The 11,012-nt window shown below is 67.3% G+C and carries 9 protein-coding genes and 4 pseudogenes; 10 read left to right on the top strand and 3 right to left on the bottom strand.

What is annotated here, in order from left to right:
- Positions 1 to 530: 530 nt before the first annotated feature.
- Positions 531 to 1,961: a glycosyltransferase gene (locus tag ABZV38_RS37540; protein WP_356333078.1), complete on the top strand. Its 1,431-nt coding sequence runs from the start codon at positions 531 to 533 to the stop codon at positions 1,959 to 1,961.
- A gap of 298 nt (positions 1,962 to 2,259) precedes the next feature.
- Complete coding sequence (locus tag ABZV38_RS37535) at positions 2,260 to 3,645, top strand: cellulose binding domain-containing protein (protein ID WP_356333077.1); 1,386 nt, start codon at positions 2,260 to 2,262, stop codon at positions 3,643 to 3,645.
- Between the two features lie 54 nt (positions 3,646 to 3,699).
- On the opposite strand, the pseudogene ABZV38_RS37530 reads toward ABZV38_RS37535, so the two are convergent.
- Together ABZV38_RS37530 and ABZV38_RS37525 are read right to left on the bottom strand one after the other, a co-directional pair.
- Positions 3,700 to 3,963: pseudogene (locus tag ABZV38_RS37530) on the bottom strand (oxidoreductase); the annotation flags it as partial.
- Positions 3,964 to 3,991: 28 nt separating this feature from the next.
- Positions 3,992 to 4,264, bottom strand: coding sequence for a hypothetical protein (locus ABZV38_RS37525; protein WP_356333076.1), 273 nt, complete (start codon positions 4,262 to 4,264; stop codon positions 3,992 to 3,994).
- 503 nt (positions 4,265 to 4,767) lie between these two features.
- On the opposite strand from ABZV38_RS37525, the gene ABZV38_RS37520 reads away from it, so the two are divergent.
- The 8 genes and pseudogenes from ABZV38_RS37520 to ABZV38_RS37485 all read left to right on the top strand — a co-directional run.
- Positions 4,768 to 5,412 (top strand): dihydrofolate reductase family protein, encoded by a 645-nt coding sequence (locus ABZV38_RS37520; RefSeq protein WP_356333074.1) that lies wholly within the window; start codon positions 4,768 to 4,770, stop codon positions 5,410 to 5,412.
- A gap of 596 nt (positions 5,413 to 6,008) precedes the next feature.
- The gene (locus ABZV38_RS37515; protein WP_356333072.1) at positions 6,009 to 6,758 is read left to right on the top strand and encodes an SDR family oxidoreductase; all 750 of its coding nucleotides are present in this window, start codon (positions 6,009 to 6,011) and stop codon (positions 6,756 to 6,758) included.
- 238 nt (positions 6,759 to 6,996) lie between these two features.
- Complete coding sequence (locus ABZV38_RS37510; RefSeq protein ID WP_356333070.1) at positions 6,997 to 7,389, top strand: hypothetical protein; 393 nt, start codon at positions 6,997 to 6,999, stop codon at positions 7,387 to 7,389.
- Between the two features lie 182 nt (positions 7,390 to 7,571).
- Positions 7,572 to 7,877 carry a hypothetical protein gene (locus ABZV38_RS37505; protein ID WP_356333068.1) on the top strand — a complete coding sequence of 102 codons (306 nt, stop codon included), beginning with the start codon at positions 7,572 to 7,574 and terminating at the stop codon, positions 7,875 to 7,877.
- Complete coding sequence (locus ABZV38_RS37500; protein ID WP_356333066.1) at positions 7,874 to 8,629, top strand: SDR family oxidoreductase; 756 nt, start codon at positions 7,874 to 7,876, stop codon at positions 8,627 to 8,629. Before ABZV38_RS37505 ends, ABZV38_RS37500 begins: the two co-directional genes overlap by 4 nt.
- A 140-nt stretch (positions 8,630 to 8,769) precedes the next feature.
- Entirely contained in the window at positions 8,770 to 9,648 is an 879-nt protein-coding gene (locus ABZV38_RS37495) for an ABC transporter substrate-binding protein (RefSeq protein ID WP_356333064.1), read from the top strand.
- A gap of 173 nt (positions 9,649 to 9,821) precedes the next feature.
- Positions 9,822 to 9,980, top strand: a pseudogene (locus tag ABZV38_RS37490) (IS701 family transposase); the annotation flags it as partial.
- Positions 9,976 to 10,293 (top strand): annotated as a pseudogene (locus ABZV38_RS37485) (glycoside hydrolase family 15 protein); the annotation flags it as partial. The pseudogenes ABZV38_RS37490 and ABZV38_RS37485, both read left to right, overlap by 5 nt.
- A gap of 156 nt (positions 10,294 to 10,449) precedes the next feature.
- Here the strand turns inward: ABZV38_RS37485 and ABZV38_RS37480 are convergent.
- A pseudogene (locus ABZV38_RS37480) lies at positions 10,450 to 10,671 on the bottom strand (recombinase family protein); the annotation flags it as partial.
- Positions 10,672 to 11,012: the final 341 nt, after the last annotated feature.

The raw sequence follows: 11,012 nt of genomic DNA, 5'->3' as shown, positions 1-11,012 counted from the left end.
CAGGAGGAACGCCCGTGACGCCACCCGGCCACTGCACATCCTGGACATTCCATGATCAGAAAACGGTCATACCCGCTTCACGCCGAGGCCCTGGGACACCACCTACGACGGCGCCGCTGCGCCGGGCGAGGCCAGGCCAGGTGCACGCGAGTTCCCACGCCTGTCGCGATCGATGTCGACGCTCAAAACAGACGATCGCACATCGGCGAACGCGGAACTCCGCCCTCACATACAGGGGGCGCAAGCTCGCGGAGCTCAAGGCGACAGACCTTATACATTCACGGCGACAGACCTTATACATTATACATTCACAATACATTCACAATACATTCACAACGAAATCCTGCTCCCAGGGGGCTCGAATAATCGCCCCGCGCCCAGGACTGCGGCGTGCCCAAGCCTGCTGGCGGGAGCCGCGGAGACCATCGTGTGTCGCATGTCTCAGACAAAATATCTTCATTTGGCACACAAAGGTTCAATACTTATCCGGGTACGAGCAAATCGACGATGTCAGGGAGTCCTCACTCGTCATGCATACCCTCATACACGCATGGGACGAGATCTACTCGTCCTGGCGCCAATTGCACTGGTACGGGGTGGCCGTCGGCTCTCTCCTTGGTATCAAGTTGCTCCTGTCCATCCGCCGGCGCCGCAGTCCCGGGCTCACGTTCCGGAAGACGACCCGTCCGCTTGCCATTCACGGGGTCGTCACGGTGTACAACGAATCCCCCGCGATGCTGAGGCGCTGCCTGGAATCAATCCTCGCGCAGACCTTGCCGCCTCAGTCTTTGACGGTCATCGACGACTGCTCCGCCGACCAGTCCGCAGCTGCCCTCATCGGGGAGATGCGCCCGCAGTTCGACCGGGCCGGAATCCGTCTCGGCTTCATCCGGTTCCCCGAGAACCGCGGCAAGCGCCACGGACTCGCCGCAGGCTTCCGGCAGGACCCGCTCGCGGACGCGTATCTGTGCATCGACTCCGACACGGTGCTCGACGAGCACGCCGTCGCCGAACTCGCCGAACCCTTCGGGGAGCGCCGTGTCCACTGCGTCACCGGGTTGGTCCTCGCCCACAACCGCGCCACCAACCTCCTCACGCGCCTTATCGACATGCGGTACGTAAACGCTTTCCTTGGCGAACGGGTCGCCTACTCCCGTCTCGGTTCCGTCCTGTGCGCCTGTGGCTCCCTCGCGATGTACCGGGGATGGGTCATCCGCAAGAATCTCGACGACTTCCTCGACCAGCGGTTCCTCGGGCGCCCCGCGACCTTCGGTGACGACCGGCGCCTCACGTACTACTGCCTCACCGAGGGCAAGTCCCTGATCCAGCCGTGTGCTGTCGGCTACACCGACGTCCCCGAACGTCTCGGGCACTACATCCGCCAGCAGATCCGCTGGGGCAAGTCCTTCATCCGCGAAGGGTTCCTGCTCTTCGCCAAGTTCCGGCTGAGCCGTATGTACTGGTGGCTCAATCTGATCGAGCTCGTCACCTGGGTTGCCTTCACCGCGGGCATGCTCACCGCCCTCGTGGCCATCGCGCTGCATCCGACCGGTTGGGCCCTGCTCGCCAGCTACGTCGGCTACATGTGTGTCATGTCGTGGGTGCGCTCCATCCACTACCTGCGCGGCGCCGCCATGGTCGGTCTCGTCGACCGGGTGCTGACGTTCCTCGCCGCTCCGCTGTACGCGCTGCTCAACATCACGCTGCTGCTGCCGCTGCGCCTGTGGTCCCTGGCGACCCTGCGCCACACCAAATGGGGCACCCGCGCCAAGATCGAGGTCGGCGTGGACATCGAAGCTCCCGAGAGCCGCGGCGGTGCTCCGACCCCGTCCCTCGCGATCCCCCACCAGGCTTGGGACGGCACCGCGAACTCACGGAGCGGACCCGCGTACAGCCCGGACGACGGGGTCGCACTGCCGGCCTTCGATTTTCCCGGCCCCCAGACGCAGGTCGTCCAGTAGGCGCCGCTCGGTTGGCGTCGGGGCCGTCCGAAGGTCGGCACATGCGGGAACCCGCATAGTCGGCGATCCGCTACGGCAGTGCGACGGAGAGTGCCGCCGCTTCCCTTCCTGAGCGTTCTGTCGGGTGCGCTCAAGGAGGACGGCGTCGGCCTCCGCCACCCGCGCCGGTGCCGCTACCGCCCCTCCACCTGCACTGGGAGCTTTTGTGGGCACTGCCCGCCCTACCGTCCGCCCTGTCCGTCCTGATGACCGCGGGCCTCGACGTCGTGCGTGGACCGTGTTCAAGACATTGCTCCTGGTGATCGCTGTGGCCGCCGGTGGTCTCGCGCTCTATCCCGAGTGGCGTGCCGCGCATCAAGCGCCCCCGCAGCTCACCGCCCGGTACAAGGCCGGGAGCCCCGCCACGGCCGCGGTGGCCCAGCCATGGCTGGAAGTTGTCAACACCTCCAAAAAGAGGGTGCGCCTGTCAGACGTGGCGATTCGCTACTACTTCACGGGAGACGGGGCTTCCTCGTACGCGTTCAACTGCGTCAAGGCCGCTGTCGGCTGCTCGAACATCGCCGGGGAGACCGTCGCGCTGGCCGCTCCCACCACCACCGCCGACCGCTACCTCCAGATCAGCTTCACGACGGGCGCCGGCAGCCTGGCACCCGGCGCCAAGAGCGGAGCCATCGGACTGCAGCTGTACCGCCCCGACGGCAGGAGGCTGGACCAGCTGGACGACCGTTCGTTCAATGCCGCTGACACCACTTTTCAGGCGTCGAGGACGGTGACCGCATACCTGCGCGGCGCGCATGTCTGGGGGGACGAGCCCACCGGCCTTGCCGGCCCTACCGGCTCCACCGGCCACGCCGCTGCGTCCGCACGGGGCTCGTCCGTCCCCCGCCCGAGGCCTGCCCACCCGCGCGGGATCGTGTTCGACGACTTCCACTACAGCGGCCCCGACGATCCCGCGCTCCACGCGCACGGCTGGCTGGTCCGTACCAGCCCGGGCGGTCCGGGGATCCACGACACATGGTCGGCCGCAGGCGTCAGTTTCCCGGCCGAGAAAACCGCTGTGGGCGGCCAGGTCCTACAACTGCGGGCCAGCACCGACGGGACAAAGGCGAGCACCAAGCAGGCCGAGGTGCAGAGCAGCGGCACCAACTTCCTGACGGGGACCTACGCCGCCCGGATCTACTTCAACGACAAGCCCACGAGTGGTCGCAACGGCGACCACGTCAACGAGTCCTTCTACACGATCTCGCCCAACAACTCTCGCTACAGCGAACTCGACAACGAGTACATGCCGAACGGGGGCTGGGGTGCGCCGGGTCCCAAACTCGACACCACGAGCTGGTACAGCGCCGACGCCGGGGACCGGGTCACACACAAACTGGTCTCCAGCCTTCAGGGCTGGCACACAATGGTGATCACGGCCGTGCACGGCCGGGCCACCTACTCGGTGGACGGCCACAAGCTGTTCAGCAGCGGCGGCAAATACTTCCCACGTCAAAACATGTCCATCAACTTCAACACCTGGTTCGTGGACCTCCCCTTCACGGGTCCGCGCGCCTGGGACATGCGGGTCAACTGGTTCTACTACAACGCCGACAAGGCCCAGTCCCTGGCGGATGTACAGAAAGCTGTGAGCGACCTCTACGACAGCGGCACCCATTACGTCAACACCGTCCCCAAGCACTGAGCCTGTGGCATTGCGCGACTGTCGGGTTACTCCGAAGTCCTGTGCCGTCCGGGCGCCGGCCCGGTGGGCGCGCGCCGGGTAGTCCAGCGGGCCCACGGCCGCAGATGCGTCGACTTCGCCGGCCGCGCGGTAGATATGCAGCCGGGCCGTCTCGATCTTCAGCGTGGCCTCGGCGATCTGCGTCTGGACGCCCACGGAGTCCGCCTGCCGTCCGTGGACGGTGAACGACAAAGGCTTGGACGCGGCGGCGCCCACCACTGCGTCGAGGGCGGCCCGGCCGAGGCCGAGCGGTGGTCCGGCAAGGCACAGCACGAGCATGGGACCCAGCGACGCACCGTAGAGGACCTCATCTATGCGACGAGCGCGGGTAGACGCCCTCCGCGGCGGCCGGTACCGACAAGACCCGGTGTTCGGGAACGAACACGTCCTGGCCTATCAGGGTGCTGGCAGTGCCCCGCATGCCCGCGGTGTGCCACGTGTCCTCCACGGGAAGGTCGGGAGTCGGGATCAGTACCAGGGCCTGGTCGACGACTTCGCCCTGTTCGTCCTCGAGCAGAGCGCCGACCGCTGCCCAGGTCGCGTACGGCGCACCGGAGTTGTAGGACCAGCGGCCGCTCACCCGCCTCCGCCGGGGACGCGTTCTCCGATGCCGGTCGGCGTATGTGAATGCCGCACGGCCGGGCCCGGTCAGCGCCGGTGCTGCCACTTTCCTTGTGGCTGGCTTTACCCGCAACGCCGTCTGGCATCAGTCATGCAGCGGTCAATCCGCGGACCAGTTTCTCATCGGCAGGTGCGGCATCGGCTATCACGGTGAGTCCCGCGTGCTTGGCCAGCTGCACCAGGTAGCTACCGAGCATCCCTGCAGCCCCGACGACGGCGAGGACCGATCCCGCCGGAAATGACGTCACTGCATGGGCCGCCCGCCGTCTGTGACAGCTCCAGCAGATGGTGAAAGGCTCCGCAGAAACGGACGCCCCTTCACCACAGGAGTCTGCCCAAACCGCGTAAAACTCACAGATCAGGACACCAAGTAGCCCAATTTCTGACCGGTCACGGACGCAGCGATGAATTTTCCCGGTCCGGCAAGTCTCACCACCGTTGTCGACAACACAGGAGGAACGCGTGGCTCAGCTGCTGAGAGTCCAAAACTTCAACGTCTCGAGTGACGGAATCGGTGCCGGTGAGAACCAGACCCTCGAGAGGCCGTTCGGTCATGTCGAGCCCGAGAGGCTGTTCGCCTGGGCCGGTGCCACGGCGAGCTGGCCCATGCGCACCGACCCCGGGGGGAGCCGGGGCCTGGACGACTACCTCACGCGGGACTACGCGCGCAACATCGGTGCCGAGATCATGGGCCGCAACAAGTTCGGGCCCCAGCGCGGGCCCTGGCACGACCATGAGTGGCAGGGCTGGTGGGGTGACGAGCCCCCGTTCCGCACCCCGGTATTCGTCCTGACCCACCACAAGCGTCCTTCGCTCACGCTTTCCGACACCACGTTCCACTTCGTCGACGGCGACCCTGCCACGGTCCTCGAGCAGGCCCGGGAGGCGGCGCAGGGCAAGGACGTCCGACTCGGCGGCGGAGTCACCACCATCCGGCAATTTCTCGACGCCGACCTCGTCGACACCATGCATGTGGCGGTCTCGCCGGTGAAGCTCGCGTCCGGAGTACGGCTCTGGGAGTCCCCCGATGAGCTGCTCGACCGATTCCACCTGGAGGTCGTTCCCAGCCCGAGCGGGGTGACGCACCACCTGTTCTGGCGAAAGTGACCGGTCCTCAGGGCTGGCCCCGGTCGGCTGTTTTGCCTCCCGGGGCTGCCCTGAGGCGGGCCATCGAGTCGCGCCTCGGGCGGTCAACCGGCCTTGGCGGTTTCCTCAGCTCGTGCCCGGGTGGAGGCGAGCCGGTAGCGAACACCCGGTTCTCACAATGTGTGACAGCGTATATGTCACAATCGGACACTGTTCGACTTCGGCCGGGACTGCATCGCCGCCCTCTTCCAGGCACCGCAACCGCCGTTCTGGTCCCTGGGAGGACATCGCACTCCTCGTCAGGTCCTCGGCCACTGTCCGTTTGCGGTTCGACGTGCGTCGCAGCGGGATGGGGTCGAAGAACGCATGTTCGGGCGCGCCGAAATGGTCATCGGGCACCAGTACCGGTTATTCGGGATTTCGTGATCGAGATCGTCTCCGCCCTCAGCCCTCCTGCCCGCAGAATGCCCGTGACGTCGGCGCGTTCCCGCCGTGAAAGCGCTTCGGCTTCGGCAGTATTGGGGGAACCGGCGGAGTGATGGTCATCGTCACATGCACAGGCCTACTTGGGACATCAGCGGTCTGCATGACTCGGGCCCGCAATGAAAAAGGACACCATGAAGATCGTAGTTATCGGCGGGACCGGACTCATCGGCTCGAAGCTGATCACCAAGCTCAAAGCGCACGGCCACGATGCGGTTGCCGCGTCCCCGAACACCGGCGTCAATACCATTACCGGCGAAGGCCTTGCCGAAGCGCTGCCAGGCGCGGACGTGGTGGTCGACGTGACGAATTCGCCGTCGTTCGAAGACCAGGCTGTCATGGCCTTCTTCACCACATCGACGGCGCACCTGATCGCTGCGGAGAAGGAAGCGGGCGTCAACCATCACGTCGCCCTCTCCATCGTCGGTGTCGAGCGCCCTTCGGACGGGGGCTATTTCAAGGCCAAAGCCGCGCAGGAACAGCTGATCCGGGACTCGGGACTGCCGTACTCGATTGTGCATGCGACGCAATTCTTCGAGTTCCTCGGTGGCATCGCCGACACCGCGACCGACGGCGACACTGTCACGCTTCCGCCCGTGTCGTTCCAGCCGGTCGCTGCCGATGACGTCGCGGCTGCCGTCGGACGGACGGCAGCCGGCGCGCCCGTGAACGGCATCGTCGACATCGCCGGACCCGAAGTCGGCCGCTTCGACGAAATCGTCGGCCGGGTCCTTCAGAGCCGCAACGACCGCCGAAGGGTCGTCGCAGACCCGGCCGCTCCGTACTTCGGAGCCCACATGAGCGAGCGGTCCCTCATCCCCGAGGAAGGCTCCCCCCGTGGCGAAATCACCCTCGACGCCTGGCTCGAAGCCTCCGCCAAGTAACCCGCCCCGCAATGTGAGGGTGCAGCACACGAACGAGCACGGCACGCTCGCATTCGTCGCGGGATGATCAGTGAGGCGTACCAGGATCTCGTTCAGCGACACGTGGCTCCGCCGGCCGACGGCGTACGGCACGTCCTCGGCTATGTCTTCCGGCTGCCCCAGCTGGGGGCCGGTGACCCTATTGCGGGGCCAACGAAAGAGGTGATGGGGTCGGCCGGTGCGGACGTAGGGTGCTGGTATGTGCGCCCTACGGAAGGACGGCGCCGCACAGCCCTACGGGTCCCGCCCCCCTTCGCCCGCCACCGAGTCGGTACGCCGGGCTGAGCTGGACCGGCTGCTGGAACTCGCCCTACGCGACACGGGCGTGCATGCGGGAGCCGTCTTCGTGCTGGCGTCCGACAGGCAGGCGCTGTGGCTGGAGGTGACCACAGGCATCCCGGCGGAGTATCTCGCGCCCTGGTTCGGGGTGGCGCTGTCCAGTCCCGTTCCGGTGGCCGAGACGGTGCGCGAACGGAGGTCGGTCTGGCTCGGCGACCCCCAGGAGCTCGCCCGTCGCTACCCGCGCACGGCGATCGCCCTGCCGTACCACCATGCGGTGGCCGCGGCGCCGATCGGCAGTTCGCGGCGGTGAAGCCGCACGCTGGTGGCGGCGGCCGAGGACGCAGAAGCCCAGCCGTTCGGTGTGCGGGTCCAGCGGTTCCTGATCGCGGCAGGCAGTGAGCTCGGGCGGATCGGCGCGGCTCAGCTCGCGCGGGGCGGGGCGGGGCGGGGCGGGGCGGGGCGGGGCGATGCGATGCGATGCTGCGCCGGTACGTGGAGCAGCGTGTGGATGCGGTGGTCTACCGGCGGGTCGGCGAGCTGTTCCGGGACGGGCACCGGCGGGGACTGCTGTCGGCGCCGCCTGAGCTGCTGAGTGAGATCACCCACGGCGCGTTGGAGCGGCTGCTCACCTCGCAGTTGCCGCGCGAACTGGACTGGACCGCGGCCGATCTGCTGCGGGCGACCGTCGACACCGTGCTCTACGGGGCGATCCGCTCAGCACACCCCGGCATCGACGATGAACAACTCCGGGTGGTCATGCCGACGGCCCGCGATGGTGAGCAGGAGGTGGGCCCGTGACTGGGGCAACCGGCAGGGTGGCATTGGTGACAGGCGCCAGCAGCGGAATCGGTGCGGCCACCGCGCGCCTTCTGGCCGCGCGAGGGATGCGCGTGGTGGTCAACTACCTCCGCAGCAGCAAGTCAGCCGAGGAGGTCGTGGCCGGCATCGAGGCCGCAGGCGGCCAGGCCATGGCCATGCAGGCCGACGTGCGCGAGGCCGCGGCGGTCGAGAGCATGGTCGAGCAGGTCCAGGCGGCATGGGGCGGCGTTGACGTGCTCGTGCACAACGCGCTCATCCCGTATGCGGTCAAGCCGTTTCAGGACATGACGTGGGAAGAACTGGGCGGCAAGCTCGACGCCGAGATGCATGCGGCGTTCGCGGTCACGAAAGCTGTCCTGCCCGCCATGACCGAACAGAGCTGGGGACGCATCATCTATCTCGGTACCGGCCTCAGTCGCCGGCCCCGGGAGGGCATGATCGCACTGGGCACGGCCAAGGCCGCACTGGAGCAGTTCGCCCGGTACGCCGCCCAGGAACTGGGCCCGCAGGGCATCACGGTCAACGTCGTCGCGCCCGGCCCGGTGGAGTCCCGCATGGCGGATGATGTGTTCGACGATGTGCAGAAGCAGCGACAGGTGGCCGCTACCCCCCTGGGCCGCCTGGCGCACCCGGCCGACGTCGCCCAAGCGGTCGCCTTCTACGCCAGCGAGGACAACGTCTTCATGACCGGCACCACGGCCGCGGTCAACTGCGGAATGTCCATGGACTGACGCGCCGCTGTCTCCCGCATACGGGGCCATACCGTCCCGGTCCGGGACGCACCCGGCACACCGACCACTCAGCGCCATGGACCGCAGCGCCCGCGACACGCGCGGGCACATGGCGGTGACACGATCAAGGAAAACCATTCATGCACACGATCGATCTCGCCTACGTCGGGCGGGGCCTGCACGAGGAACTGGCCGCCTACATCGCCGACCAGCAGGACTACTACGCCGACGAGGGCGTCCACGTCGCGCTGCGCGACGGCTGCACCTGGGACGAGGAGCGGCTGCGCCGCGGCGCCACCATCGGGCTCGGTCGGGCACTGCTGTCCCGACTGACCGATGGCACCCCCTGGGTCGCACTCAATGTCAACACCCACCGCCCGCTGTTCTGGTTCCTCGCCCGCCCCGGCCTGACCTCCCTGGCCGACCTGGCCGGCCGACGGCTGGCGGTACACGCCCCCCACACCGCACCCGGGTGCTTCACCCGGATCGTGCTGCGCCAGGCCGGCCTCGACCCGGACCGCGACATCCACACCATCGTCCGCCCGCCCGGCGACTACGGCATGGACCTGCGCCGGCTGCACGACGGCAAGATCGACGCCGCCCTGGTCGGCAGCGCCATGGCACCGGAGGCGGTAGCCGCCGAGCACGGCTGGCAGGTGCTGGCCTGGGTCGGCGACCACTTCCAGATCCCCACCGTAGGCCTGGCCGTCGACCCGACCTACATCCACCCGGACGACCCCGCAGTCCAGGCCGTCGTACGAGCCCACCGGCGCGCCCTGCAGGAGATCGGCAACGACCCCGACACCACGGTGCGGCACATCCAGACGTTCCTCGGCGGACATACCGCAGACGAAGCCCGAGCCCACTACGAGACGTTCATCGCACCGTATTTCACCACCGACGGCCAAGCCGACCTCGCGGTCGGCGCCACCGCGATCACCGCGGTCGCCGCCGAACTCGGCGTCCCCGCCACCGTCACCGCAGCCGATTTCTACCGCACCGCGACCACCGCCCCCTAGTACTCCAGCAGCACTATGACGTTTTCCCTGTTCAGGGGCGGTTTCTGGGTGAGTGTAGGGGCTGGTTGACGGGCTGTGTTCTCTTTCCCGGGCTGCCCTCGATCGTGTGCAGCCGCTGATGGTGGCAGCGGTCCGGGCAGCCTCCTGGCGTGATCAACGAGCGTGCAGTTGAGATCTGGAACGACGAACCAGAGGAACTCTTTCTGTGAACCGGCCACCGCTTCAGGCACGTCGAGCCGCGTCGCCGGATGCGTGACTACATCCGTGGACTGCTGGGCCCGGTCGGCCGCAAGAACGGCTGGCAGCTGGCCGAATACGCCGGACACAGCACGGTGCACGTTCTGGTAGGTCGAGGCACTCACGCACGCCGGGCGCATCGGCGAAGCCCGGTACGTCTTCGAGAAAATGCTCACGTACTCCAACCACCTCGGCCTGTTCGCAGAGGAGATCGGCCCCGCGGGCCAGGCATTGGGCAACTTCCCTCAGGCTTTCACGCACATTGCCCTCATCGGCGCTGCGGCGAACCTGGATCGCGCCACGGGTCTTGCGCGAGGGCAGGTCAGTCCACGGTGCTCGTCTCTCGAAACAGATCCTCGGCGCCATCGCCGAGTTCGAGCGCGCCCTGATGTCCGAACGCACCATTGACGGCCTCGCCGCGGTGCCGCCGAGCAGCAGCACGCCGCGGTCCCGGGCCACGCGGTCATCGCCCAGCTGGTGCGGATGCTTGCCGGGGACGTGCGGATGTTGGACGAGGAGGTCACGAACATCGACCGGCTCATCGAGGACCGAGAACATCCTCCCGACCGCTGTGGAGGTGTCGACGCCCTGACCGAGCACCACCAGGTCTACGCCGCGCTCTTGGAGCTGCTTTGCCAGCTCGATGAGGTTCTCCGGAGAGCGGCCAAGGCGGTCGAGCTTGGTGACCTCGATCTGGTCCCTTCGCGGGCGCCCACGAGCGCCTTGTCGAGTTCGGGCCGGCGAGCGAGCTTCCCGGACGCCCTGTCGGTGAAGACCTTCTCGCAGCTCGCCTTAAGCAGCGTGTCCTCCTGCGCCCCCCACCTCCGAACACGGCGGCGTCCGGAACATCTTCACGCCGGTGCAGATGGTGCTGAACCAACGCGGGCTCCACGTCTACTGACGGCGCGCCCTCTCCAGCTGCCGCAACCGGTGAAACCTGTCCTGGGCCAGCCGCGTCACAAGGGCAGGACAGCCTGCCCCACCGTCCTTCCGGGAGGTCGAAATGCGTATCAGGGCATCGCGCTCCGTCAGCCTGAAGCTTCCCCTTGATCACGGACACCTGGAGACTGGGACCTGAGGTTCCAGAGGAAGTAGAGCCAGGTGGGAAGCAACTACTCGAAGCGGTA

Source organism: Streptomyces sp. NPDC005181 (assembly GCF_040608395.1).
Classification (GTDB): domain Bacteria; phylum Actinomycetota; class Actinomycetes; order Streptomycetales; family Streptomycetaceae; genus Streptomyces.
This window is presented reverse-complemented; position numbering and strand designations above follow the sequence as displayed.